Origin of the sequence: Clostridium sp. FP2 (assembly GCF_011065955.2) — a bacterium.
Taxonomy (GTDB): domain Bacteria; phylum Bacillota; class Clostridia; order Clostridiales; family Clostridiaceae; genus Clostridium_AD; species Clostridium_AD tagluense.
In genome coordinates this window covers 2,446,513-2,472,234 of record NZ_JAAMNI020000001.1, presented here as the reverse complement: position 1 = coordinate 2,472,234, position 25,722 = coordinate 2,446,513, and the positions used below count along the sequence as shown (strand labels likewise).

The 25,722-nt window shown below is 31.1% G+C and carries 23 protein-coding genes and 2 pseudogenes; 4 read left to right on the top strand and 21 right to left on the bottom strand.

The window, feature by feature from the left end:
- Nucleotides 1-31: 31 nt before the first annotated feature.
- The 3 genes from G9F71_RS11870 to G9F71_RS11860 form a co-directional block, all read right to left on the bottom strand.
- Nucleotides 32-1,807 carry a methyl-accepting chemotaxis protein gene (locus tag G9F71_RS11870; RefSeq protein WP_164952138.1) on the bottom strand — a complete coding sequence of 592 codons (1,776 nt, stop codon included), beginning with the start codon at nt 1,805-1,807 and terminating at the stop codon, nt 32-34.
- A gap of 369 nt (nt 1,808-2,176) precedes the next feature.
- Nucleotides 2,177-2,635 carry a chemotaxis protein CheX gene (locus G9F71_RS11865; protein ID WP_164952139.1) on the bottom strand — a complete coding sequence of 153 codons (459 nt, stop codon included), beginning with the start codon at nt 2,633-2,635 and terminating at the stop codon, nt 2,177-2,179.
- Nucleotides 2,626-3,489, bottom strand: coding sequence for a response regulator (locus G9F71_RS11860; RefSeq protein ID WP_164952140.1), 864 nt, complete (start codon nt 3,487-3,489; stop codon nt 2,626-2,628). Before G9F71_RS11860 ends, G9F71_RS11865 begins: the two co-directional genes overlap by 10 nt.
- 453 nt (nt 3,490-3,942) lie before the next feature.
- Here G9F71_RS11860 and G9F71_RS11855 point away from each other — a divergent pair, with 453 nt between their 5' ends.
- Complete coding sequence (locus G9F71_RS11855; RefSeq protein WP_164952141.1) at nt 3,943-5,091, top strand: double-cubane-cluster-containing anaerobic reductase; 1,149 nt, start codon at nt 3,943-3,945, stop codon at nt 5,089-5,091.
- A 111-nt stretch (nt 5,092-5,202) separates the two neighbouring features.
- Here the strand turns inward: G9F71_RS11855 and G9F71_RS11850 are convergent, their stop codons facing one another.
- Nucleotides 5,203-5,838: a flavodoxin family protein gene (locus tag G9F71_RS11850; protein ID WP_164952142.1), complete on the bottom strand. Its 636-nt coding sequence runs from the start codon at nt 5,836-5,838 to the stop codon at nt 5,203-5,205.
- Between the two features lie 16 nt (nt 5,839-5,854).
- Entirely contained in the window at nt 5,855-6,139 is a 285-nt protein-coding gene (locus G9F71_RS11845; RefSeq protein ID WP_164947932.1) for a putative quinol monooxygenase, read from the bottom strand.
- A 250-nt stretch (nt 6,140-6,389) separates the two neighbouring features.
- Between G9F71_RS11845 and G9F71_RS11840 the strand changes: the two genes are divergently transcribed.
- On the top strand, nt 6,390-6,719 hold the full coding sequence (locus G9F71_RS11840; protein WP_164952143.1) for a winged helix-turn-helix transcriptional regulator: 330 nt from the start codon (nt 6,390-6,392) through the stop codon (nt 6,717-6,719).
- Nucleotides 6,720-6,778: 59 nt separating this feature from the next.
- Here G9F71_RS11840 and G9F71_RS27770 read toward each other — a convergent pair.
- From G9F71_RS27770 to htpG, 6 genes and pseudogenes are all read right to left on the bottom strand, one after another.
- Nucleotides 6,779-6,883, bottom strand: a pseudogene (locus tag G9F71_RS27770) (hypothetical protein); the annotation flags it as partial.
- A 12-nt stretch (nt 6,884-6,895) separates the two neighbouring features.
- On the bottom strand, nt 6,896-7,078 hold the full coding sequence (locus tag G9F71_RS11830; protein WP_164952144.1) for a hypothetical protein: 183 nt from the start codon (nt 7,076-7,078) through the stop codon (nt 6,896-6,898).
- A 99-nt stretch (nt 7,079-7,177) separates the two neighbouring features.
- Nucleotides 7,178-9,070, bottom strand: coding sequence for a ribosomal protection-like ABC-F family protein (gene abc-f / locus G9F71_RS11825; protein WP_164952145.1), 1,893 nt, complete (start codon nt 9,068-9,070; stop codon nt 7,178-7,180).
- 719 nt (nt 9,071-9,789) lie between these two features.
- Nucleotides 9,790-10,590 carry a Cof-type HAD-IIB family hydrolase gene (locus tag G9F71_RS11820; protein WP_164952146.1) on the bottom strand — a complete coding sequence of 267 codons (801 nt, stop codon included), beginning with the start codon at nt 10,588-10,590 and terminating at the stop codon, nt 9,790-9,792.
- Between the two features lie 2 nt (nt 10,591-10,592).
- Nucleotides 10,593-11,342, bottom strand: coding sequence for a GGDEF domain-containing protein (locus G9F71_RS11815; RefSeq protein WP_164952147.1), 750 nt, complete (start codon nt 11,340-11,342; stop codon nt 10,593-10,595).
- Nucleotides 11,343-11,498: 156 nt separating this feature from the next.
- A complete protein-coding gene (gene htpG, locus G9F71_RS11810; protein ID WP_164952148.1) occupies nt 11,499-13,379 on the bottom strand; it encodes a molecular chaperone HtpG in 1,881 nt (626 codons plus the stop codon).
- 402 nt (nt 13,380-13,781) lie between these two features.
- Between htpG and G9F71_RS11805 the strand changes: the two genes are divergently transcribed.
- Together G9F71_RS11805 and G9F71_RS11800 are read left to right on the top strand one after the other, a co-directional pair.
- The gene (locus tag G9F71_RS11805; RefSeq protein ID WP_164952149.1) at nt 13,782-15,494 is read left to right on the top strand and encodes a methyl-accepting chemotaxis protein; all 1,713 of its coding nucleotides are present in this window, start codon (nt 13,782-13,784) and stop codon (nt 15,492-15,494) included.
- Between the two features lie 208 nt (nt 15,495-15,702).
- A complete protein-coding gene (locus G9F71_RS11800) occupies nt 15,703-17,730 on the top strand; it encodes a methyl-accepting chemotaxis protein (RefSeq protein WP_164952150.1) in 2,028 nt (675 codons plus the stop codon).
- 145 nt (nt 17,731-17,875) lie between these two features.
- Here the strand turns inward: G9F71_RS11800 and hisE are convergent, their stop codons facing one another.
- The 10 genes and pseudogenes from hisE to G9F71_RS11750 all read right to left on the bottom strand — a co-directional run bounded on the left by hisE (nt 17,876) and on the right by G9F71_RS11750 (nt 25,683).
- Nucleotides 17,876-18,211 (bottom strand): phosphoribosyl-ATP diphosphatase, encoded by a 336-nt coding sequence (hisE, locus tag G9F71_RS11795; protein WP_164952151.1) that lies wholly within the window; start codon nt 18,209-18,211, stop codon nt 17,876-17,878.
- A gap of 77 nt (nt 18,212-18,288) precedes the next feature.
- A pseudogene (gene hisI, locus G9F71_RS11790) lies at nt 18,289-18,636 on the bottom strand (phosphoribosyl-AMP cyclohydrolase); the annotation flags it as partial.
- A 43-nt stretch (nt 18,637-18,679) separates the two neighbouring features.
- Nucleotides 18,680-19,441: an imidazole glycerol phosphate synthase subunit HisF gene (gene hisF / locus G9F71_RS11785; protein ID WP_164952153.1), complete on the bottom strand. Its 762-nt coding sequence runs from the start codon at nt 19,439-19,441 to the stop codon at nt 18,680-18,682.
- Complete coding sequence (gene hisA, locus G9F71_RS11780) at nt 19,431-20,162, bottom strand: 1-(5-phosphoribosyl)-5-[(5-phosphoribosylamino)methylideneamino]imidazole-4-carboxamide isomerase (protein ID WP_164952154.1); 732 nt, start codon at nt 20,160-20,162, stop codon at nt 19,431-19,433. The genes hisF and hisA overlap by 11 nt, the downstream gene beginning before the upstream one ends.
- Nucleotides 20,162-20,764 (bottom strand): imidazole glycerol phosphate synthase subunit HisH, encoded by a 603-nt coding sequence (gene hisH, locus G9F71_RS11775; protein WP_164952155.1) that lies wholly within the window; start codon nt 20,762-20,764, stop codon nt 20,162-20,164. The genes hisA and hisH overlap by 1 nt, the downstream gene beginning before the upstream one ends.
- Before the next feature lie 11 nt (nt 20,765-20,775).
- Entirely contained in the window at nt 20,776-21,372 is a 597-nt protein-coding gene (hisB, locus tag G9F71_RS11770; RefSeq protein ID WP_164952156.1) for an imidazoleglycerol-phosphate dehydratase HisB, read from the bottom strand.
- 39 nt (nt 21,373-21,411) lie between these two features.
- A complete protein-coding gene (gene hisC / locus G9F71_RS11765; RefSeq protein WP_164952157.1) occupies nt 21,412-22,473 on the bottom strand; it encodes a histidinol-phosphate transaminase in 1,062 nt (353 codons plus the stop codon).
- Entirely contained in the window at nt 22,470-23,765 is a 1,296-nt protein-coding gene (gene hisD, locus G9F71_RS11760; protein WP_164952158.1) for a histidinol dehydrogenase, read from the bottom strand. Before hisD ends, hisC begins: the two co-directional genes overlap by 4 nt.
- On the bottom strand, nt 23,765-24,412 hold the full coding sequence (hisG, locus tag G9F71_RS11755) for an ATP phosphoribosyltransferase (RefSeq protein ID WP_164952159.1): 648 nt from the start codon (nt 24,410-24,412) through the stop codon (nt 23,765-23,767). Before hisG ends, hisD begins: the two co-directional genes overlap by 1 nt.
- A gap of 2 nt (nt 24,413-24,414) precedes the next feature.
- Complete coding sequence (locus tag G9F71_RS11750) at nt 24,415-25,683, bottom strand: ATP phosphoribosyltransferase regulatory subunit (RefSeq protein WP_164952160.1); 1,269 nt, start codon at nt 25,681-25,683, stop codon at nt 24,415-24,417.
- Between the last annotated feature and the right edge of the window lie 39 nt (nt 25,684-25,722).

Below are 25,722 nucleotides of genomic sequence, written 5' to 3'. Positions count from 1 at the left end.
CTATACTTTTTATATTTGAAATTTTTCCATATTATAGTTTGAACTTCTGTACTATTTCATCTAATTTAATTACAATCTTCTCAAGATTTTCAGCAGTATTTGATATTTCTTCCATAGCACTAGTTTGTTCTTCCATAGATGCAGCTATTTCCTGCGTTGAAGCTGCCGTTTGTTCTGATATTGCCGACATTCCTTCTATAGATTGTAATACCTTATCTTTGTTTTTATCTACATTATTGATATTAAGACCCAATGTATCAATTTGAGTAATCATATTAATAATAGATTTTTCAATACTATCAAAAGATTTTTGTGACAACTCCATGGATGAATTCGCTTCTTTATTAATATTCGTCCCCTTATTTATATTTGTTGTTACTTTGCTAATTTCCCTTTGGATTTCACCAATCATAGTTGTAATTTCATTAGTAGCTTCTGCGGTTTTTTCTGCAAGTTTTCTTACCTCATCAGCAACTACTGCAAATCCCTTCCCAGCTTCTCCAGCTCTAGCTGCTTCTATAGCAGCATTTAATGCTAAAAGATTTGTTTGTTCTGCTACAGCTTGTATAGTGCTTATAATTTCTCCGATGGAATTTGATTTATTTTGGAGCACAGATATATTTTCTACTACTTCTTCATTAGACTTGTTACTTTCCCTAAATCTTTCAGTAAGCACCTTCATAGATTTTAATCCCTCTGCATTTACTAGTTTAGTCTCATTAGAATAATCCTTTAAAATCTCTGAACTCTTCACTGCAGTATTAATTTCTTCTGCAAGATTTGACAAATCCTTAGCACCACTTTGCGCATCTTGTACTTGATTTGTTGCTCCCTTTGCTAGTTCCTCAATTGCCACGGATACTGCTTCTATAGATTGGACAGTTTCATCCGTAGCAACAGCCATACCTTTTGAATATTGAAGAACCTCCTGAGAATTATCTCGTAAATTAATAGTGATTGCTCTGAGTGCACTCCTTAAATCAGCAACTGCTTGTGCAATAATTCCTGTTTCATCCTTATATTTTAAAATTCCTTCATAACTTTTGTCATAAGCTAAATCAAGTTTTGCTGTCTTGTCCACTAGCTTACTTATAAGCAATATAGGATTAGATATTTTTTTACTGAAATAAAATGAAATAATTACAGATAATCCAACAACAACTATAACTAAAACCATAAAATTAATTACACTTTCATAAAAAGCTTTTTGCAAACCCGCTTTTTCTCCTGCAATAAATTTGTCCATATCATCAACGTAATTTCCTGTACCTATAACCCAATTAAAAGCTTTAAACTCCTTACTGTATGCTCTCTTTGGAGATGCTACTTCTTCCCCTTTTTTAGGAAACCAATAATCTGTATAGCCGCCTCCGTCTTTTAATCCATTTCCTATAATTTCTTTGATTATATATTTCCCTTTTACGTCCTTTAACTCATATCTATTTTTACCTTCAGCTTCCCCACCAAGAAGTACCACATTTACTCCTTCAACGGTATCTATCCAAAAATATCCACCTTCACCATATTTCATTTCACGTGTTAAATCAGCACCAAGTTTTTTAGCTGCTTCTAATGTGATTTCTCCACCCTCATATTTCTTATTAATCACCTCTAACATAGTTATAACATTTTCTACTCCGTTTTTAATTTTTTCATCATAATCTTTCCTAACAGTTACATCAATTGTTGTAACCGTATTCTTGCTAAGCAGGGACATTCTATAGGTTGCCATTCCTCCGATTAATAGTGCTGTTAATAGTACAACTAAAATATTTAAAGCTATTATTTTAGTACCTATTTTTTTCATCTAAAATCACTCCCATTTCTTTAGTATGTTTTTTTCATTTATATTAATATTTTTACATTTTTTTCTTTGTGTATTTGTTTATTCCTCGCATAATTACATATGTAAAATAATTCCTTATTCGTTAGCTATTAGCTTATAATTTTTATATACTAGATATTACATACTTAACACTCCCTCTCTCTAATCTACTTATTTAGTCAACTATTCCAACTAAATAAGGGGCTTTTTAAAAATAGGAATAATTTCTACTTTTTAAAAGCCCCTTCTCTACTAACAAATATTATTCGCAGTTTTATATTATATTAAAAGCATATCTATGCTTTTATCTATATTTTAATGAATTTTATCTGTTATTATTATTATTGAACATTAATCAAAGGCAATATTAATTTCAATTGGGATATTGTCAACAATAAGGCTAACACATAAAACTGTATCAGTATTCATCTTTGCTTCAAAATCACTTCCATGCATTAATGTTGGGGTTGAAATGTTAATAGTTGTTCCATTTTCAGCAAAATTGGTACTAGCATTTGCAGTGAGCATATTTGAAAGCTCCGATAAAGCACTTTGTGCCATATCATCTAGTTCAGGAACAGGCATACCCATCATCATTACTGATGCAATTTGTTTTGCACTTTCATCCGTTAGTGAATAAATAATATTTCCTTTAATATCCCCCACTATACCTAAGATAATCATTACCCCTAAACTTTTAATACTTTTTCCTTTAACACTAACCCCCTGCTTTTTAACCTCTTTAAACCCAAGCTGAGGCATTACATTCAAAAATGAATCTATAAATGGATTTACAAGATTTACATCCATTCATTAGCCCCCCTTTTAAATCCTACATTTAAACTTATCTCTCCAAAAATCGTTTGTGCAATTATGGATTTAGCATCAAGTATTGTTCTAGATACATTCAGAGAAGTTCCGTGGAATATAGTTGGTGGAGCTACCCTAAACCCAAAAACACTATTTTTACGATTTAATAAGGAGCAAGCATTTCCTGAAATAATATTAGCGAATTCACCCATCATCGCTAAGGATTCTTCCGTGTTCTTCATTTCTCTTTTCAAGGCACACTTAGTCATAGCCTCAGCAGTTTCATAAGATAAATCGAGAATCATACTACCACAATATTTTCCTATGATTCCCACAACAATAGAGATACCTCTTGATGCTTGTGTTCCATTTGCTGTAACTTCTTTTTCAAAAGCTGGAGCTTCTTTTACTATTCTATTCATATTGTCAGAAAATACTTCTTTAAACACATTAAAATATATTTCTTCTAAATCATCAAATAATTTTTCATCCACCATGGCCCTTTGTATGGCTGTTGCAATTTCATCAGGCTGTACAGGTTTTTGAACATATCCTGACACCTTATTTTCTCTAGCTTCCGTTACAATTTCATCATCCATCATTGAGCTAACAATAATCACTTTTATATTAGGGTCTATTTTATGAATCGCTCTAGTACATTCTAATCCGTCAGTTCCTGGCATGGTCATATCCATAGTTACCAAATCTGGTCTTTTAGATTCAACCACTTCTATTGTTTCTTGTAGTGAACTAGCATTTCCAATTACCTCAAAACCCTTTTCCGTTAAAATTTCAGTAATGATACTTATTGAAAAAGGTGAATCATCTACAACCACAATTTTAATTTTTCCCATTTTTACACCAACCTTTGTTTTATTATATATTTTTAAAAAAAAAATGAATATAAATACTATTTAACTTTTAATTAACTAAATATGTATTTTTTTGTAATATAAATCTATTTTAATTACATTATACACGAAAAACCACAAATATTCACCACCAATTTACCTAATATTCTAAATTAATCTAGATTTTTTTTTTACAGTCACATTTAGTAGTATTTTCGAAAAATTCCTACTATAGTATGTGGTTTTCTCAAAAATAGTTTTTCTGTATAGTTATTTTAAATAGATAACAGCTAATCAATATAAAAATCCTATTAGACTTCACAATATAGAAATTCTATAATTAAAGTGTTATAGAATAACTTTTAAAGACTATTAACGACTTCAGAAGGAAAGTCTCCTTCTGAAGTCGTTAATATTACAGCATCGCAGATGATGATTTAAGGAGGATTACGCACTATGAATGACTTACCTAAAATATTCAATGAATTCAATGAAGCAAGACAAAAGGGGTTTGTTGATGTAAAAAATTTAAAAGATGATGGAAAAAAAATAGTAGGAACTTATTGCACATACAGTCCCTGGGAACTTATTATGGCTGCCGGTGCTATTCCTATTTCACTTTGTAGCATGAGTGACGAACCTATTGCCGAAGCTGAAAAGCATCTTCCGAAAAATTTATGTCCACTTATTAAATCAAGCTACGGTTTTGGTTTAACAGATAAATGTCCATATTTTTATTTTTCAGATATGATAGTTGGAGAAACTACTTGTGATGGAAAGAAAAAAATGTATGAGTATCTAGGAAAAATTAAACCAATGCACGTAATGCAATTACCTCAAACTAACAAGGGCGAGGCTGCCTTTAATGCTTGGAAACATGAAATGATTTTATTTAAAGAGAGATTAGAAAGTGAATTTGGAGTAGACATCACGCAGGAAAAGCTCAAGGAAGCCATTAATCTTAGAAATAGAGAAAGAAAAGCACTAATAGATTTTTATGAACTAGGGAAAATGTGCCCACCTCCTATTACTGGAACCGAAATGCTTCAAGTATTATATGGGGCTACATTTAAAACAGATAAAGAAGCCCACATAAAAACGCTTACAAAGTTCACCCAAGATATAAAAGAAGATTATGAAAATGGAAATAAAAAAGTAAGTGAAAGCAGAAAAAGGATATTAATTACTGGTTGTCCTTTAGGTGGGGCTACTGAGAAAATCATTAAACTCATAGAGGAGAATGACGGTGTAGTTGTTTGTTATGAAAACTGTACAGGAATAAAAGCAAATCAAGAATTAGTAGATGAAAGTATAGATCCAATAGATGCACTTACTAAAAAATATTTAAATATACCTTGTTCATGTATGAGTCCTAATGATGGCAGAATAAGGTCTCTTTCAACTTTAGTAGATGAATACAAAGTAGATGGTGTAATAGATGTAATTCTACAGGCCTGTCATACTTATAGTGTGGAAAGTTATTCAATCAATAAATTTATGAAAGAAGAAAAACATACTCCATATATGAGTTTAGAAACAGATTATTCTCAAAATGATGTAGGACAACTTAAAACAAGAATTGCTGCATTTATTGAGATGCTATAATTTATAAACTTATATAAACAAATTAAAAAGAACTGCTCATATCTAAAGCAGTTCTTTTTAGTTGTATAAAATACTATATAACTTACTAATCTCATCAATCATTATAGAATATTAACGAATGAAATTCATGAATATTTTATCTTCTCTCTCAGGTGCTTTAATGTTTTCTTTTCCATTTTCAACCAATTTTATAAGCCATGCCATATTTTTCCCTAGCACTCTCATAATTTGAACACCTTCTTCATCTTGCAATGCATCTCCTGGTCTTGTGCCATTAATTACATTCCAATAATTTGAAGTTGGCATTAACATTTCCGAATAATTAATAAAATTATTTAGCTGATTAAAAGTTGGAATCCCGCCTGCACGCCTTACAGCAACAACAGATGCACCAACCTTATGTCTTAACATTCCATTATTATTACCTGCAACATAAAAGGCTCTATCTAAAAATGATTTCATAGTTCCTCCCATGGACGAATAATGCACAGGGGACCCTAAAATTATTCCATTTGATCCCTTCATTTTTTGAATCCAATCATTAACATCATCATCTGGAAGCACACATTTCTCATTTTTATTTTTTGCACATTTATTACAAGCAATACATCCTCTAATTGACTTGTTACCTACATGAATGATTTCTGTTTCTATTCCTTCTTTTTCAAGTTCACTTAAAACCATTTTTATTGCAAAATAAGTATTTCCCTCTTTATTTGGACTTCCGTTAAATGCTACAACTTTCATTTATTATACCTCCTAATTATACCCTTTTATATAAATTGACCTCTGACTGGCTTTGCTTTAACTCTCCAAATTTTGGTACAATACTAGTAAAATGTTCTGAATTATTGTGAAGATTAATTGCTTCACTATTTTCCCATTCTTCTATGAAGGTTAATATATTACAATTATTAGAATCCTCATATAAGTTGTAAGATATACACCCACTTTCTTTTCTACTTTCATTTATAAGTTTTTCTGCTAAAAGTTTGAATTCTTCTGTTTTGCCTTGTTTTATTGAATTTTTTGCAACTATAGTTATCATTTTAATTCCCACACTCCTTTGTTTTTTGCTAAATTAATCACACTTACACTAAATAGTATACGCTATGAAAATATATGTAACAAGTACGCACTTATTTGTAAGGTAACTTACCAAAAGGTATGAATTGTTGCATTTACAAAGATTTTCAACATTTTTCCCCAATCAAATTGATACTATAACCACCATAGTATATAATAGTATTTATTTATGATGTTTTTAAATCATAAATCTTTCATAGGTAGGTGTATATATGATCATACATAATGGTAAAAAATACGTTTGTAATATAGATCTTGGAATGGAATTAATTCGTGGTAAATGGAAAGCGGTTATCTTATGTCATCTAAATGATGGTCCAAAGCGATTTTTAGAACTTCAAAGAATAACTTGCGGTGTTAGTCAGAAAGTTCTTAATGAAAAATTACGAGAATTAGAACGAGATGGATTAATTAGGAAAATAATCTATGCTGAAGTTCCACCTAGAGTTGAGTTTCTACTAACTGAAATAGGTGAATACCTTTTTCCAGCCTTAGAAATGATTCAAGATTGGTCAATTAAATATTTTCCTAATGAAAATTAATTGCAAATGGACACTAGTTAAACAAATTATAGCCTCTCCTATTTAGGAAGGCTATAATTTTAAAATGTATTAACTAATTGCATAAAAAGTGTTAATTTATTTAATGCATTTTCAATGGCCTTTAAATATGCTTTGAAAGTTACTGTTGCCCACGAAATAACATCTACATTAGTATTTTATTTTTCTATAACTTTACTTAGCATAGCATTAGTAACCTCAGGTTTTGGGATGGAAACATCCTTAGTCACATATAATTTAATTATTTTATGACCTTTAATTGTTATATTCATCTCATTTGTCCATCTTCCAGCATTACATTTTCCATTGTATATTCCATCACTTAATGATAACAAATTCACATCATTAATAACTAGGTTTACTCCCGATTTAAGTCCACGGGTAAGAACAAAGTTTAAAAATGGAAAAGAACTGCTCAGCTTAAGCAGTTCTTTTCCATTTTATAAAATACTGTATAACTTACTAACCTTTTCAAGCATTATAGAATATTCACTATACTTTTCACTAGGAGTATATTTATCAATAGATTCCTCAAATTCAATGATTTTTTCTTCTAGTTGTATAATTTCATTTTCTACATTCCCTGTATTTGTAGTATCATCTTTATTTTTTACCTCACAATTTGGGGGAGCTTTGATATTCCCTTGTTTTTTACTATTTGGTCCCACTGATTTAATATCTCTTGATTCAGCCCCTAACTTTAATTTTTTACTATTTTTATAAAAGTCATAATTTCCATTATAAGAAATAATCTTACCTTCTGATGTAACTTCTAGTATTCTGTTAACACAGTTATTTAGATAATACCTATCATGAGATATAGCAATAACAGTCCCCTTAAATTCCACAATAGCCTTTTCTACGGCTTCTCTTGCCTGAATATCTAAATGATTAGTTGGTTCATCTAATATCAGACAGTCAGAATTTTCTAATATTATGCAAGATAAATATAGCCTTAGCTTTTCTCCACCACTTAAAACTTTTATTTTCTTATATAAGTCCTCTCCATAAAATTTAAAAGGGCTTAGATGTTCTCTTACTAAATTCAGATTCATTTCTTTCCTAGACAATATTTCCTCCAGTATAGTTCTCTCTTCATCTTGAAAATTAATATCCTGACTTAAATATGAATACTTAACCCATTCTCCAATTCTCACAAAACCCTTATAATCACTATCCTCCCCTAAAATAATTCTAATCAAGGTAGTTTTACCACATCCATTGGCACCAATTATTCCTATACGTTCTCCCCCTCTTATATGAAAATTAGCTCCATTAAATAAAGAAACAGCTCCAAATGATTTTTCTAATCCTTCTGCCCATACTATATCTTTGCTAACCTTCTTTAATTCCTTAAACTTTAGTTTTATTCCATCATCTCTCTTAAGATGTTCCCTTTCTTTTAAAATTTGTATATCTTTCTTAAGTTCTTCATTTATACGAACAACTGTCTTATTCCTACTTTTAGCAGCTCTGATTTTCCCCTTGTTTTTAAGTTCATCATTTACTCTATTTATATTTTTCATTTTCCAATTTAAAGTTTTTTGTTCCTTTAACGCATAGGCTCTAAGAATGTCTTTTTGCTGAATAAAATTCGAGTAACTGCAACTTTTTTCTATTATAGTTCCTTCCTGAAGTTCAGCAATTCTTGTTGAAACACCCTCTAAAAAATATCTGTCATGGGACACAAAAAGTACTCCACCTTCGAACTTTTTAAGAAATTCTTCTAACCACTCCAGTGCATTAATATCAAGATGATTAGTTGGCTCATCTAATATAATTAAATCTGGTTCCGTTAATATCATTCTTGCAATAAGCACTCTCATCTTTTCTCCTCCGCTTAAATTAATTAAAGGAATTGATAAGACCTCTTTTCTTAATCCAAGCCCCATTAAAATCTTAGTAATTTTCTTCTCAATGATATATCCATCTATAGCCTCATATTCTGATAAAGCAATAGAATAACTATTCATTAGCCGGTGATATTTTTCGCTGTTATAAATTACTGACCCCATATCTTTTTCAATTGTCCGCATTTTATTTTCAAGTTGTATTACTTTCTCATAATACAATGCTGTGTTTCTTTGCTCTTCATCTCTTATTTCAAACATGTCTTGTGACAGATATGCCATTCTTATATTTTTCGCTACAATTACCTTTCCACTATCACAGTTTTCTTGCCCAGTCGCTATCCGAAGTAGCGTTGTTTTTCCTGATCCATTTGCTCCAATAAGTGCCACTTTTTCGCCTCTTTCAATTCTTAGATTAACATCCTTTAACACCCCTTGATTTTTATACTCTTTCCTAATGTTTTCAAATACTAATAAACTCATATTTTTCTCCTCCATTTTTATAATATTTTTTTGTAAAACAAAAGACCGCAAAGTAAAATACACCTGCGGTCTTTTATAGGTATACAAGCTGAAAATAAAATTCCAACTTACATATCTATTGGAAAGGAACAAATTCTAGAAAATTCATTCCCCTTTATAGCTTTGTAATCTTAATTTAGAAATACAAAACTATAGCCCAATATCAATTAAATTTTAACAACATAAAATTGTATAAAATAAAATTAAAAAGCCGCGGTATGGCTATGCCATCCGCAGCTAAATTTACACGCTAATAAAATTGAGTATGACAAAAAACATCAAACACAAAAGCGTACTTAATTACCAGATAAAGATGCCTTAAATTAAACATAACAAAATAAAGATATACATCCAGATTTCTAAAAATGGACATAACTATCCAGTGAAAATATATATTGATTTAAAAATTCACTTTAATTTATTATATTCCAGCATCGGCTATTTCTGGTAATCAGCTCCGGACAAAGTATAACCGATATTAACTTAAGATTTTTTTTACTTAAGCTATCCTTGTACGGAGCAAGTACCACTAACTAATGCCGGCACGATAGGTAAACATATATTCATAATAGTACCTCCTGCACTGGCTATTTTATACAATTTTTTGTTATAATATTATTTTATATCATATTTTACATTTTGTAAATAGTTTTTCATTATTTTACATAATAGAATTTAATCTAACTACACTCTAACTTCATTAGTGATGAAGCTATTACATTATAGACTCCATCATCATTATTGCTTTCTGCAACAAAGTTAGCATGTTTCTTTACATCTTCTGGAGCATTCTGCATAGCATAGCTATGGTGCGCTGCTTTAAACATAGTCAAATCGTTATAATAATCTCCAAAAACCATAGTATTTTTTTTACTTATGTTGAATCTTTCTTGAAGTATTTTTATAGCTTTTCCCTTACTTATGCCCTTATTCATTATATCTATCCACTTGTCCCCGGATACAACAAATTCAAGCTTATCATTCAAATTTTCCTTTAGGTAATCAATTATAGATGAATTTACACCATGAGCCATATAATAAGTAATCTTGTATATGGGAGTTTTTATTTCACTAAAAGATTTTACTATTACTGCAGTCACTTTAAAAGATATAAATGTATTCAACATATCTTCTGATGGATTTACTATATATGCCTCGTTTTCTCCAGCTAAGAATAGTTCCTCACCTAGCTTGGGGTTTAAATTTATTACATGGTTTATTTCTTCTTTATTAATACTGTTTTCATATAGCGCCTTCCCCTTGTTGTTCTTAACAATAGCTCCATTATGAGCAATGAATATCATATCCGTATTTACCTTTTCGAAGTTTTTTTGCAGTTGAGAGTAAAACCTACCACTGGCTGCTACAAATTTTATATCCTTTTCATTCAGCCTATTAATTAAATCAAATATTTTTTCGTTTATATTTCCATTATCATTTAATAATGTACCATCCATATCAGTTGCAATGAGTTTTATCATAATTATTTTCTCCTTTGTTTATCCTCATACATTTTTTCATCTGCAATTTTTATTAATTCTTCAAAAATAACTCCATCACTAGGAAATAATGAATAACCAATGCTTATTCCACTATTTTTCTCAGGTAATATTCCAGAGACTGCTTGTTTTATTTTTAGAATGATTAGTTCTAACTCTGAAATATCTATATATTCTAAAAATATAACAAATTCATCCCCACCCATTCTAGCTATATGACCTTTTAAACCTATTGCATCTGTCATTATTTTAGTAGTACTATTAATATACTTGTCTCCAGCTAAATGTCCCAAGCTATCATTTATTTTCTTCATTCCATTAAGATCACAAACAATAACAGCAAAAGGATTTTTTGCTTTAATAAGCATACTATATTCTTTTTCCATTCCATTTCTGTTTAGTACTCCTGTCATGGAGTCAGTTAATGCAATTTTTTTAAATTGATTAATCATTTTCTTGGTGTAATTACTCCATAATATTACACCTGCTACGTAAATAACCGATCCCAATGTAAAACATATTCTCACTAATATGTGAATAAATTTATAGTTTTTGATTAAACCAACAATATCGAAAAAAGTAGCAATAATAAGTAAGCTAAGTCCTCCAATTAATACAACAAATGCATATGTTCTAATTTTCCAATTTTGTTTTGTAAAAACCGACAATCTTATCATATAAAATAGAAGAATTAGAGCCACTAAAAAAACAACTACTTTTTGAACATCTAACATAAATTACCTCCTTCATGAAAATTTCATTGTCAATAATTGTAATATTAAAAATATGTTAGTTGACAATTGTAAAATAATAAAAATGAGCTATAAACGAACTAATGTCCATTTATAGCTCATTACACCCTTTTGATTTTCATGAAAAAGGTATCTTGATTATATCATTATCTTACATACATTGTTTGTAAATTCTACTGGGTCATTAATTGGAAGTCCCTCGATAAGCAATGCTTGATTGTATAATATATTTGTATACAAACCAAACTTATCTTTATCATTTTCAAAAGACTCTTTAAGAGCTTTAAACATATCATGGTTTATATTTATTTCTAAAACCTTGTCTGCTTTTATATTTTCGCTGTTAGGCATAGCATTTAATACTTTTTCCATTTCTATTGTAAGGTCACCATCATTTGATAAACATACTGGATAGTTCTTAAGTCTCTTTGATGCCCTAACATCTTTAACCTTATCTGATAAAAGTTTTTTCATATTTTCAAATAATTCTTTACTTTCTTTGTCATCAGTTTTAGTAGCATCTTCTTTTTCTTCTGCTTCTATACCTAAGTCACCACTCGATACAGATTTAAACTCTTTTTCTTTATATGCCATTATCATTCTTATTGCAAATTCATCTACATCATCCGTAAAGTATAGAATTTCAAATCCTTTATCTGATACCATTTCAATTTGTGGTAATTTTTCTATTCGCTCGTTTGATTCTCCCGCAGCATAATAAATGTATTTCTGATCTTCTGGCATTCTAGAAACATATTCATCTAAAGTAACCATTTTCTTCTCTTTTGATGAATAGAATAGTAATAAGTCTTGTAAAACTTCTTTATTACTTCCAAAATCGCTATAAATACCATACTTTAATTGTCTTCCGAAAGATTTATAGAATTCATCATATTTTTCTCTTTCATTTTTCAATAAATTGTCTAACTCACCCTTAATTTTAGTTTTTATGTTTTTAGCAATAAGTTTCAGCTGTCTATCATGTTGTAATACCTCTCTTGATATATTAAGTGACAAGTCCTCTGAATCCACTATTCCTTTTACAAAACTAAAATAATCAGGCAATAAATCTGCACACTTATTCATAATTAGGACGCCGCTTGAATATAACTCTAGGCCCTTTTCATATTCTTTTGTATAGAAATCATAAGGTGTTTTTTCTGGGATATACAAAATTGCGTTATAACTTATAGCTCCATCAACACTTATGTGAATATGCTTTGTTGGTTTATCAAAACCATAATGCTTTTCGGCATAAAAGTTGTTATAATCCTCATCTGTAAGTTCACTTTTGTTTTTTCTCCATATAGGAACCATACTGTTTACAGTTTTTTCCACCATAAAGTCCTCATGTTCTGTTTCACTACCTTCTTTAAGTCTTGATTCACTTACCTCCATTTTAATTGGATATCTAATAAAATCAGAATATTTCTTTATAATGGATTTTATTCCGTGTTCCTCAAGGTATTCATCAAAGTTTTCATCTTCTGTATTTTCTTTTATCTTAAGTGTAATTTCTGTACCAACAGAGTCTTTTGTGCAAGGTTCTATTGTATAACCATCTGCACCATTAGATTCCCACTTGTGCGCCTCATCACTACCTAAAACTTTACTTATAACAGTAATATTATCAGCTACCATAAACGCAGAATAGAATCCTACTCCAAACTGTCCAATTATATCATACCCATCTTTTATTTCATTTTCTTTTTTAAATGCCAAAGATCCACTCTTAGCTATAACTCCAAGGTTATCACTAAGTTCATCTTCTGACATTCCAATACCTGTATCAGAAATTTTTAATATCCTATTTTCCTTATCACTTGCTATTGTAATATAGTAGTTTTCTTTATCGAAAGTTAGCGTTTCATCTGTTAATGTCTTATAATAAATTTTATCAATAGCATCACTTGAATTAGAAATAAGTTCTCTCAAAAAAATATCCCTATGAGTATATATTGAATTTACCATCATATCCAGAATTCTTTTAGACTCTGTTTTAAACTGTTTCTTTTCCAATTAAAATATCCCCTTTCATAACAAATCCTCTTGTTTTTTATTTGTTAGCACTCAGTATGATTGAGTGCTAATTATACTTATAAAATACACCATTTCTTATGATTTGTCAATATACTATTTACCATTTATATCTCTTTTTCAATTTTTAAGCTTCCCTACCTTGACCCATTTTGTATCTTCAGGTGCTTACTTTATAAGTGCATATATACATCATCAATATACTTATTATTAAAATTCAAATTATGAAATTTATAATTTATGCATAATATGTAGAATAAACGATTATTTTATGATTTTATTATTAATCAAATTATAAAGTTTCATTAATTTACAACGAAATATTATATAATGGCATAACCAAAGTCTGTTTTTGTCTAAATTATATAAATATAGGGGGAACAAATGAAAAAATTAACAGTTAAACACAAATTAATTTCAGCATTTACATTTTTATTAATGGTAGTATTAGGCACGGGTATATACTCAATGCAAACCCTTAAAGATGTGAATGATATGTCAACGTTAATAGCAACAAGTAGTATTCCAGGAATTCAGTATTCAAGTGCTGCTAATACCTTGACATCTAATTATAGAATTTTAGAGTTTGAGCATATTATAGCTACATCTAATGAAGAAATGAAGGAAATAGAAAAATCAATGGATGAAAAAAATAATCAAATAAATAAGAACTTAATTGAATATGAAAAAACTATTGTAACTAATGATGATAGGGAAATGTATAACACGGTAAAAAATGAATGGCCTAAATATTTAGAAATTCATAAAAAAGTAATAGCATTAAGTACCCAATTAAAAACACAAGAAGCAGTAAAAATAATGCACATTGAAGGTGAGCAAGCTTTTGATACAGCAAGTAATTCACTTATAAAATTAGTGGACTATAATAATAAAGATGCAAAAGATGTATCTGCTAAATGTGATATTGCATATGCAAATTCTAGAAATACCCTTATAGTAATTAATTTAATATCAATTTTACTGGCTGCAGTTGGAGCGACTTTAATAATAAGAAGCATTATTAAACCTATAAACATTTTGAAAAATGAAATGGAAACATTGGCAAGTAAAGGTGGAGATTTAACTCAAGAAATCAAAATTTCATCTAAAGATGAATTAGGTGTACTTGCAGCTTCCATAAATAAGTTTTTAGCGAATTTAAGAACTATAATGATTGAAGTAAATGAAACTACAGTATATACAGTTGAAACCGTAGATATGATTAGCAAGAACATGGTTGATTTAAATGTACAAATAGAGGATGTATTCGCTACTACTGAGGAACTAGCTGCGGGTATGGAAGAAACCGCTGCATCTACAGAAGAAATAAGTGCAACAGTTAATGAAGTTAATTTAGTTGTTGGTTCTTTATCAAATAAAGCTAGAGATGGGGAAGTATCTTCTAAAGAAATAAACGGTAGAGCCGTAGCCTTAAAAAATAATGCACTAACTTCACAACAAGAAACTCACAAAATGTATCTTAATACAAAAACTAAATTAGAAAAAGCAATTGAAGAGTCAAAGATAGTAGCGGAAATAAATGTACTTTCAGATATAATACTTCAAATATCTGCTCAAACTAATTTATTAGCACTTAACGCAGCTATTGAAGCAGCTCGTGCAGGGGAAGCAGGTAAAGGTTTCTCAGTAGTTGCTGATGAAATAAGACAATTAGCAGAACAATCAAATAATACAGTAGTAAAAATACAAAAGGTTACAGGTACGGTAACATCAACAGTTTCTAATCTTTCAAATGGTTCTATAGAAATATTAAACTTTATGGATACAAAGGTTTTAAAGGACTATGAATCTTTAGTAGACACAGGAGATAAATATAGCACTGATGCTAATTTTGTAAATTCTTTAGTCCGTGATTTTAACTCAAGTACACTGGAACTCGCAGAGTCAATTGATGTTATAGTTAGTACAATTGATGGAATAACCGGTGCAGCAACTGAAGGTGCTCAAGGTACCGTAAATATAACAGAAAAGCTTACAGATGTTGTTAAAAAATCAAATGAAGTAATAGATGAAACAAAATTTGCTAAAGAAAATTCAGATAAACTTTTAAGTATTTTATCCAAATTTAAAGTTTAGGTGTGAACTTTGCTAGCATCTAGGAGAACTTACAGAGGCAATGAATGTTTTTTTGAAGAAAATTAGAGTTTTTTGTAAAAATACAGTTAAAATGGATTCACACTTAAGTGAACTTTAAGAGAATATAAAGATTATTGATGTTTTATGGAAAAAATGATAGAATAAAGAATATTCTAAAAATGCTGATAAATTAGAAGGGGGAATCTTTATGAAAAAGGATAAGAAAAATTTTTCTATTGGACTTAAGGCGAACATCATAACTTCGGGTATTCTTTTAATTTCACTTTCATTGTTAACTGCGCTTTCTGTTTACACAATAAATAAAGAATTACTAAGAAACATGCAAGCAGATGGATTATCTTTGGTAAAACAGTTTGAACGCCAGATAGAAATGAGCAATAAAACTGTGGTAGCTCTAGATCAACAATTAGACGAAAAATTAAAGTCGGTAGCCTATTCTTTGGCTGGAAACAATAATATATCTAATGCATATCTAACCGAACTGGTGGAAAAAATAGGAGTAGCAGAAATAGATGTTACTGGACCAAATCGAAAAATAATATATTCTAATTTAGCAGAAAATTTAGGTTGGGCTTATCCAGAAGATCATCCCACCGATCCATTATTCAAAGGTACAAAAAAAGAAATTATTGAAGCTGTTAGGCAAAGTAAAACAGACAAAAAATACTATAAATATGGAGAAATTAGCTTGAAAAATGGCGGTATAATACAAGTTGGAATATCCGCCGATGCAATAGAAAAAGCAAAAGCCGAAATTCATATTCAAGCAATTGTTAATGAAATTGCAAAGGATTCCAATGTTGTATATGCTTGCGTCATTGGGAAAGATTTGAAATCACTTGCCCATAGTAACCCTAAAAGAATTGGGATTGTATTGGATGACATTGGAAGTAAAACTGCGGCAGTAGATGAGAAGACCTTTACAAACACTTTTTTATATCCTGGTACGAATATACTTGCATATGATATAGCCATTCCTCTGTACCAAAATGGTACACATATTGGTGCCGTGGATGTTGGATTGTCAATGGAAAATTTGAATATTGCAAAGAAAAAAATGATTTTGCAAGCAGTAGCTCTTGCTGCATTATTCTTTATAATTGGGACATTGTGTCTTTCATTTTTAATACGCAATATGGTTCGCCCTATTCAAACTTTAGTAAAGACAGCGAAAAAAATTTCCGAGGGTAATTTGGAACAAGTTATTATGGTGCAAAATAATGATGAAGTTGGAGTTTTGGCTACAAGTTTTAATAACATGATATTAAATTTAAAGAAAATGATTAACAGAATACAAACAGCTACCTCCTCTGTATCAGAGTATTCCAACGAAATTATAGTAGCTTTCGAAAGTGCAACAGCATTTTCTGAAGAAATCTCTGCAACCGCTCAAAATATGAGTGAAGGTGCTAAAGTTCAAGTTAGAGAAACTGGTGACATTACAAAGCATATTAAAGACGTAATAGAAAACATAAATACAGTAAAAGATGAGGTTATGTATGCTGTTATCAATTCAGATGAAACTAGCAAACTAGTTACTGGTGGTAATATAAAAATACAATATATGTCAAAGCAAATGAATAAAATTAGACATAGTGTTAATTTAAGCTCTGATGCCATATATGCATTGGAATCTATTTCTAATGAAATCGGAAGTATAGTTGAAATTATAAATGGAATTGCAAGACAAACTAATTTATTAGCACTAAATGCTTCTATTGAAGCAGCTCGAGCAGGAGAGTCTGGAAAAGGTTTTGCTGTAGTTGCAGATGAAGTTAGAAAATTAGCGGAAGAATCTATAAAATCAGCAGATGGAATTAAGAACTTGGTAGGAAAAACCCAAGAGAATACAAAAAAAGCACTTACATCTATTCAAAATGGAAATGAAGATGTGGAAACAGGAGAAACTGCTGTAAAAGAGGTAGAGGCCTTTATGCAAAATGTATTAGAAGCTTCTATTATTAGTAAAAATAAGTTAGACAGTGCAAATGATAAATTAACCAAAATACAAGGAAATACTAATAAAATTTATCATAATATAGATCAAATTCAAGAGATTGCAGATCAATCCTCCACTAATATCTTTGAAATAGCAGAATCTATTCAAAAAGAATCAGCATCTATTGAACAAATTTCGGATACATCTCAAAAATTAATGAAAATGATTTATGAATTAAATGATGTTGTAAATCAGTTTACTTCAGGAGATGCTTAGCATAGTCGAACATTTGGAGTTTTAAAAAACTTTGCTTTTTAAAAACACCCCAATAATTCAAAAGATATCTTTTGAGTTATTGGGGTGTTTTTTAACAATACTCTTAGATTAAATTATTTAAATGCTAGATAATTTAACTTTTATCTTAGTGTATACCTGCAATATCTTTCTTATTTTGCTTTTTATTGCATATCTTTTCCCGTCTTTTTTCAAGTTCGGTAGCTACATCCTCTACTTTTACACCCTGTAGCACCATAAGTACTAGGGTATGATATAATAAATCTGATATTTCTGAAACTATTTCTTTATGGTCATTGTTCTTGCTACTAATTAAAACTTCTGCACTTTCCTCTCCTATTTTTTTAAGGATTTTATCCAAACCTTCCTCGAAAAGATAACTTGTGTAAGAGCCTTCTATAGGATTTTCTTTTCTTTCTTCAATGATTTTATAAAGTTCCTGTACTACGTTTATTTCATTCATTTTTATTCTCCTTCTCTGCTTATTTTAACATCTTTATTTTTGATATTGTTTCTGCCTATATATACCTTACTATTCCAAATTTCCCTGTAAAAACAAGTTTTACTTCCAGTATGGCAAGCTACTCCAATTTGCTCTACTATTATAAGAATTGTATCTCCATCACAATCAATGCTAATATTTTTTACATATTGAAAATGTCCTGATGTTTCTCCTTTGTTCCACAACTTATTTCTAGATCTACTAAAGAACCAAGTTGTTCCAGTTTCAATAGTTTTTTTGAAGGATTCCTCATTCATGTAGGCAAGCATTAAAACTTTTCCGGTGATATACTCCTGCACTATTGCAGGTACTAGTCCATTATTAAATTGAATTTCAAGTATGTCATTCACAAGTTCACCACATTTCTTTATTTTTTTAAGTATCATTAAAATAAATAACAAATCTGTATACTAATTTACTTTCATGTGTCTAGACCCTAATTTGTACACCACTATTTTTAAGATATTTTTTTACTTGTTTTATAGATAGTTCTTTGTAATGAAACAGTGAAGCTGCAAGGGCTGCATCTGCTCCACTTTTTTCAAAAACCTCATAAAAGTCCTCTATTTTTCCACATCCACCTGAAGCGATCACAGGAATATTTACACTGCTCGTAATTGCATTTATGAACTCTATATCATAGCCTTTTTTTGTTCCATCGCAATCCATACTGGTTAAGAGTATTTCTCCTGCCCCTAGCTCTTCTACCTTTTTGGCCCAGTTTACTGCATCCAGGCCCGTATTTATTCGCCCACCATTTATGACTACATGCCATCCTAAACTGTCTTCATTCTTTTTCCCATCTATAGCAACCACAACACATTGACTTCCAAATTTAGCTGCTGCATCGTAAATAAGCTTCGGATTTCGAATCGCAGCGGAGTTTATAGATATTTTATCTGCTCCAGCTCTAAGGGTTTCTTTAAAATCCTCTATACTCTTAATTCCTCCACCTACTGTCAGGGGAATAAGTACCTTTTCAGCAGTTCGTCTCACTACATCAAGCATAGTTTCTCTTCCCTCATGAGTGGCTGTTATATCTAGAAATACAATTTCATCTGCCCCTTCACTGTTATAAAATTCTGCAATTTCTACAGGGTCTCCTACATCTGTTAAATTTATAAAATTGATTCCCTTCATTACCCTTCCCATAGTTACATCTAGGCAAGGAATGATTCTCTTAGTAAGCATGGGGAATCCCCCTTCCCTCAGTGATTGCTTCTGCTAGATATATATTCCCACTGTAAAGTGCTTTTCCTATAATTGCTCCATACATATTCATCTTCGCAAGTTTTTTTATATCTTCAATGCCTTTCATACCACCAGAGGCAATAATATTACAAGACACCTCTTCATTTATCTTCCCTGTTGCTTCTAAATTAGGTCCAGTCAAAGTGCCATCCCTACTTATATCTGTAAAAATAATAGTTTTTACTCCTATATTTTCCATTTGTTTTGCAAAATCTATATATTCTATTTTGCTACTGGTTTTCCAACCCTCCACTGCTACATACCCATCCCTTGCATCAATGCCAATGGCAATTTTATCTCCAAATTTTTTTACTGCTTCTTTTACTAGTGACGGATTGTTCAAAGCTGCTGTACCCAATATTACTCTGTTTAAACCCTTTTCTAAAAGTATTTCAATGGCATCCAAACTTCTTATCCCCCCACCTAACTGTATAGGGATATTTATATTTTTTATAACTCTATTTATACTATTTGCATTTCCAATAGTTCCACTTAGAGCTCCATCCAAATCTACCATATGTATATATTCTGCTCCCTGTTCTACAAAGCTTAAGGCTGTTTGCAGTGGATCTTCCCCCACTACCTCCGATGAAGAAAATTCACCCTGATAAAGCCTAACACACTTTCCATTTTTCACGTCTATAGCAGGAAATATCTTCATTACACTATCCCTCCAAAGTTTTTAAGTAATTTCATTCCAGCCTCTCCGCTTTTCTCTGGATGGAACTGCAGTCCAAATATATTTCCCTTACTTACAATTGCAGGTATCTTTTTTTCATACATAGTATATGCGTTTACTATATTATCTTCTCCGACTTGTGCATAATAAGAATGAACAAAATATACATAACTATTTTCCACAACCCCTTCCAGAAGTGGTATATACGTTTCAAAAGATAGATTATTCCAACCCATATGAGGTATTTTTATAGAACCTTTTAATTTCTTGATTTTCCCTTTTAAAAGTCCCAATCCCGTGCACCTTTCAATTTCTTCACTTTCCTCAAAGAAAAGTTGCATACCAAGGCATATGCCAAGTATTGGTTTTCCTGTTTCTGCCGCTCTTTTTATTACTACATCTAGTCCCTTATCCCTTAGATTTTTCATTGCATCTGGAAAGGCACCTACACCTGGAACAATAATGCTTCTACTCTTTGCGATTTCCTCCTTATCTGAAGATATTATTGAAGGAATATTTATTGCTTTAAGCGCATTTTGAACACTTTTCAAATTTCCCACACCGTAATCCACTATGGCTATCATAGTATTCCTCCTTATAGACATCCTTTTGTAGAAAGTACGCCTTTTATTCGATCGTCATAGGTTAAGGCTTCACTTAGCGCTTTTCCAAAAGCTTTGAATAGTGCTTCCACCATATGATGATTATTTTCACCATAAAGTACTCTTGCATGAAGTGTAATTCCAGCATTTACTGCAATGGCCCTAAAAAACTCCTCAACCATCTCTGTATCAAAACTCCCAATTAGGTCAACAGTAAAATCCCCTTCAAATACAAGGTATGCTCTGCCACTCAAATCCAGCGACACTGTAGCCAGTGTTTCATCCATAGGCACAAAACTTGTTCCATATCTTTTTATTCCCTCTTTGCCATTCATTGCCTCTTTTATAACACTACCAAGTACAATGCCTACATCTTCAATTGTATGATGAGAATCCACATTTAAATCCCCTACTACCGTCACATATAAATCCAAAAGTCCATGTTTTGCAAAAAGACATAACATATGATCAAAGAAACCTATGCCTGTGTTACATTCATACTTCCCAGATCCATCTAGGTTTATACTTATATCAATTTTTGTTTCACTACTTTCTCTCTCAATTTTTGCTTGTCTTGAAATCACATACATCGCTCCTTCAATTATTACAAATAGAAATCCATTTAAAGTTTATATATTACCTATATTTTCCTGGGAAATATTGTTTAAAAAGCATTCGTTTTCTTCTCTGCTTCCTATTGTTATTCTTAAGCAATTTTGCAGTGTAATAGCTGTAAAACTTCTTATATTTATTCCAGCATCTAAAAGTCTTTGTTTCATTATTTGTGCATTTTCAACTCCAATTAATATAAAATTAGCTTGTGCATTATAGAGTTTAATCCCATTAATATTGCTCAATTTTTGCCATAAGTACTTTCTTTCTACAAGTATACGTTCCACATTCTTATATATTATTTCCGAATCTTTTAAAATAACACAAGCAATACACTGCGAAATTGCATTCACATTATAGGGTGGTTTTACTTTTTTAAGTTCCCCCATTAGAATAGGACTTGTAATCAAAAACCCCAGTCTTATTGCAGCAAGTCCAATTTTAGAACAGGTTCTAAGTACAATTAAATTTTCATAGGCGCAGATTTTATCTACTATAGTTTCACCGTAAAATTCAAAGTAAGCCTCATCTATTACTACAATACAGCTGCAGCCTTCTATTATTTTAATAATATCATCTCTTTTAATAATGCCCCCTGTAGGATTATTGGGGTTAGATAAAAATACGATTTTAACCTTTTCTTTATTAACAATTGAAATAAAACCATCTACATCCAATTGAAATTCATCGCCAAGTGGAACTTCAATTGGAATTCCTCCTGCAACTCTAGTATATAAGCCATACATTGAAAAATCAGGACTTTGGACTGCTACCTTATCCCCAGTATTTAGAAAAGTATTTGCAATGATTTGTATGCACTCGTCTGAACCATTTCCAGCCATAACATTAATACTTTTCACATTTGCATATTGTGCATAGAGGTCACATACCATAGATGCACCTGCATCTGGATATCTATTAAAAATACATTCCTCTATTGCCCAAGCTATTTTCATCCTTATCTCGTGAGGAAGGTTACTAAAACACTCATTGGCATCCATCCTAACTTTATAATCATTCTTACTGACTTTATATGATTTAAAATCACTTAAATCACTTCTAAAATAATCCTGTATCATGATTCTAACCTCACTTTTATAGAATTTCCATGAGCTGTTAAACCTTCAACCTCTGTAAGTTTTATTACCTTATCCGCAACCTCACTTAATGCCTCCTTGGTATAATATATATAACTTGATTTCTTGATAAAATCATCTACAGATAAGGGAGAAAAGAATCTTGCGCTACCACTGGTTGGCAGAACATGATTGGGGCCCGCAATATAGTCCCCAAGTGGTTCTGGCGAATACCTACCTAAGAATATGGATCCTGCATTTTTTATATCCCCTAAAAAATCAAATGGATTGTCTAGCAAGACTTCAAGATGTTCTGGTGCAATTTTATTGGCTAAATCTATGGCCTCTTTTATATTTTGGACAATTAAGATAACTCCATATCTTTCCAAGGATTCACTTATAATATCTTTCCGGCTCATAGCTTTTATCTGAACTCCGAGCTCCCATACGACCTTGTCTGCAAGTTCTCTTGAGGTGGTTATAAGCATTGCAGAGGCAAGCACATCATGTTCTGCTTGAGACATTAAATCAGCTGCAATATACTTTTCATTGGAATTTGCATCTGCGATAATTAGTATTTCACTGGGACCTGCAATCATGTCTATATCTACGTATCCAAATACGTTTTTTTTCGCCATGGCCACATATATATTTCCTGGTCCCACTATTTTATCCACCTTAGAAATAGTTTCCGTTCCAAATGCAAGTGCTGCGATTGCCTGTGCACCGCCTACTTTATAAATTTGACCCACTCCCACTATATCTGCAGCCACTAATATATGTGGATTCACACTTCCATCCGACGTAGGTGGTGTTACCATCACTAGATTTTTAACACCTGCCACCTTTGCTGGAATTGCATTCATAATAACGGTAGATGGATAAGCGGCTGTACCACCAGGTACATATATTCCTACGCTTTCAAGACCTCTTACAGTTTGACCTAAAATAACGCCTTTTTCTTTTTTCATCATCCAAGGGTTTTTCACTTGTTTTTCATGGAACTCTCTCACATTTTGCTTTGCTAGGGTTATTGCCTCTAAAAAATCTTCATCTACCATTTTATATGCATTTTTAATTTCTGTAGCTGTTACAATAATATTCTCTAAAGTAACAAATTTACTATCAAATTTTTGTGTGTACTCTATTATGGCATCATCGCCTCTAGTTTTTACATCCTGTAAAATTTTATCCACTACAATATTTACGTCATTTTGAACATCTTCTGCTCTTTTTTTTAGAAATTCTATGTATTCTTTTCCATCATTGCTATTTGCTTCTGTAATTTTCATCATTATGCCGTCACCTCATTCCTATCTACGTATTGTTGAACCTTATCTATCAAATTGCTAATTTTTTCTTTTTTCATTTTCATACTGGCTCTGTTTACTATCATTCTTGCACTAATATCACAAATTTTTTCTATAATAATCAATCCATTTTCTTTTAAAGTGTCTCCTGTTTCTACCAAATCTACAATTGCATCAGATAATTCTAATATAGGAGCAATTTCCACTGACCCATCAAGTTTAATAATTTCAACATCTTCATCATTTCTTTTGAAATACTCTTTTGCCACTGTAGGGTATTTTGTAGCTATCTTTTTACGATTGTATCCATCATAAGTTTGAAAACTTGGTAATGCAGCTACAGCAAACATACATTTTCCAACCTTTAAATCAACTACTTCATAAAAATCTTTATTCTGCTCCATCAAAGTATCTTTACCTACAATTCCAATATCTGCTGCTCCATACTCTACATAGGTTAAAACATCTGTAGATTTTACAAGGACAAACTCTATATTGTTTTTCTTATCTTTAAGGATTAATTTTCTTCCTTTATTTTTTAGCTCTGTACAATCTATTCCCAGGTCTTCAAACATTTTAATAGCATACTTTTCCAGTCTTCCTTTTGTTAATGCTATTCTTATTGCTTTCATAATTACTCCTCCAAACTATCAATAAGTTCCTGCGTATCTACATTCCAACCCTTTTTACTTTTGATATCTGTTATTTCATATTTGTCATGTTCAACTATGCAAATCATTTTATCTATTTTTTTTTGCTCACCATAACTTAAAGTTTTTTCTTTTTCTTCAAATAAGCTTAGTTCACAAACAAGGTCTCTTTCTCTAATTTGTGCTGCCAATCTCCAGGCATCTCCTATTAGTGAATTTTCATAATGAATAAGAAATTTTGTTCTACCTTTTTCATTATTATTTCCTTGTTTTTCAAGAACAGATAAAATATTATCCACATCTATGGCAAATCCAACTGCTGGCATAGCTTCTCCAAACTTTACGGTTAAATTGTCATATCTGCCTCCACTAATAATTGTAGTCCCAACTTCACTACTATATCCTCTGAAAGTAATACCAGTGTAATAATCAATATGCTGTACCATTCCTAAGTCTATGGAAATATAATTACCCAGGCCTACATTTTCTAATCGTTCATATATTTTTTCTATAGTATCTAATGCTGCTTGTGCCCTTTTGTTTTGGGTTAGCATTCTAGCCTTGGCAAGTATTTCAATGCCTCCAAATAGCTCCGGCAATTTTTTTAAAGCCTCTACATTTTTTCTACCAAGTACCTCTTCTTTTTCTTCTATAAACTCTCGCAGTGACCCAAAGTTTTTATTTTCAACAAACCCTCTTAATCTTTCAATCTCATCGTACTCAAGCTCCATGTCTTCAATAAGACCTTTGAAAAACTCAGCCTGTCCTATTTCAAGTTCGAATTTTTTTACTCCTATAGCAAGAAGCGCCTTAATGGCGGTTATAATTACTTCTGCATCTGCCTTTTGGCTTTCACTTCCTATTATTTCAATTCCAGATTGAGTGGTTTCACTGATTTTCCCCTCCCAATTTTCATTCATTCTAAATATATTTCCGCTGTAGCATATTCTTAGTGGATACAATGAATCTTTCAGCTTTGTTGCAACAATTCTTGCTATTGGCATTGTCATATCTGGTCTTAACACCAATATCCTTCCTGCATTATCAAAAAGCTTATACATTTTTTCCTGTTCAATGGATATATTATCCCCCTGAAAAACGTCATAAAATTCTAATGTAGGGGATATCACTTCTAAGAAACCAGAATTTATATATAATTTTCTAAGTACATTTATAATCTTAATTTTATTATTGCAATCCTCAAAAAGTATATCTCTTGAACCTTCAGGTATATTTCTTTTCCAATTATTCAAAATCTTGCTCCTCCCGCTTTAATTCATCACTGCATCACG

Bases quoted from the DNA above. Each gene is read 5' to 3' on its own strand.
- G9F71_RS11870 (WP_164952138.1), bottom strand. From the start codon at position 1,807: ATGAAAAAAATAGGTACTAAAATAATAGCTTTAAATATTTTAGTTGTA.
- G9F71_RS11865 (WP_164952139.1), bottom strand. From the start codon at position 2,635: ATGGATGTAAATCTTGTAAATCCATTTATAGATTCATTTTTGAATGTA.
- G9F71_RS11860 (WP_164952140.1), bottom strand. From the start codon at position 3,489: ATGGGAAAAATTAAAATTGTGGTTGTAGATGATTCACCTTTTTCAATA.
- G9F71_RS11855 (WP_164952141.1), top strand. From the start codon at position 3,943: ATGAATGACTTACCTAAAATATTCAATGAATTCAATGAAGCAAGACAA.
- G9F71_RS11850 (WP_164952142.1), bottom strand. From the start codon at position 5,838: ATGAAAGTTGTAGCATTTAACGGAAGTCCAAATAAAGAGGGAAATACT.
- G9F71_RS11845 (WP_164947932.1), bottom strand. From the start codon at position 6,139: ATGATAACTATAGTTGCAAAAAATTCAATAAAACAAGGCAAAACAGAA.
- G9F71_RS11840 (WP_164952143.1), top strand. From the start codon at position 6,390: ATGATCATACATAATGGTAAAAAATACGTTTGTAATATAGATCTTGGA.
- abc-f (WP_164952145.1), bottom strand. From the start codon at position 9,070: ATGAGTTTATTAGTATTTGAAAACATTAGGAAAGAGTATAAAAATCAA.
- G9F71_RS11820 (WP_164952146.1), bottom strand. From the start codon at position 10,590: ATGATAAAACTCATTGCAACTGATATGGATGGTACATTATTAAATGAT.
- G9F71_RS11815 (WP_164952147.1), bottom strand. From the start codon at position 11,342: ATGTTAGATGTTCAAAAAGTAGTTGTTTTTTTAGTGGCTCTAATTCTT.
- G9F71_RS11805 (WP_164952149.1), top strand. From the start codon at position 13,782: ATGAAAAAATTAACAGTTAAACACAAATTAATTTCAGCATTTACATTT.
- G9F71_RS11800 (WP_164952150.1), top strand. From the start codon at position 15,703: ATGAAAAAGGATAAGAAAAATTTTTCTATTGGACTTAAGGCGAACATC.
- hisE (WP_164952151.1), bottom strand. From the start codon at position 18,211: ATGAATGAAATAAACGTAGTACAGGAACTTTATAAAATCATTGAAGAA.
- hisF (WP_164952153.1), bottom strand. From the start codon at position 19,441: ATGCTTACTAAGAGAATCATTCCTTGCCTAGATGTAACTATGGGAAGG.
- hisA (WP_164952154.1), bottom strand. From the start codon at position 20,162: ATGAAGATATTTCCTGCTATAGACGTGAAAAATGGAAAGTGTGTTAGG.
- hisH (WP_164952155.1), bottom strand. From the start codon at position 20,764: ATGATAGCCATAGTGGATTACGGTGTGGGAAATTTGAAAAGTGTTCAA.
- hisB (WP_164952156.1), bottom strand. From the start codon at position 21,372: ATGTATGTGATTTCAAGACAAGCAAAAATTGAGAGAGAAAGTAGTGAA.
- hisC (WP_164952157.1), bottom strand. From the start codon at position 22,473: ATGATACAGGATTATTTTAGAAGTGATTTAAGTGATTTTAAATCATAT.
- hisD (WP_164952158.1), bottom strand. From the start codon at position 23,765: ATGATGAAAATTACAGAAGCAAATAGCAATGATGGAAAAGAATACATA.
- hisG (WP_164952159.1), bottom strand. From the start codon at position 24,412: ATGAAAGCAATAAGAATAGCATTAACAAAAGGAAGACTGGAAAAGTAT.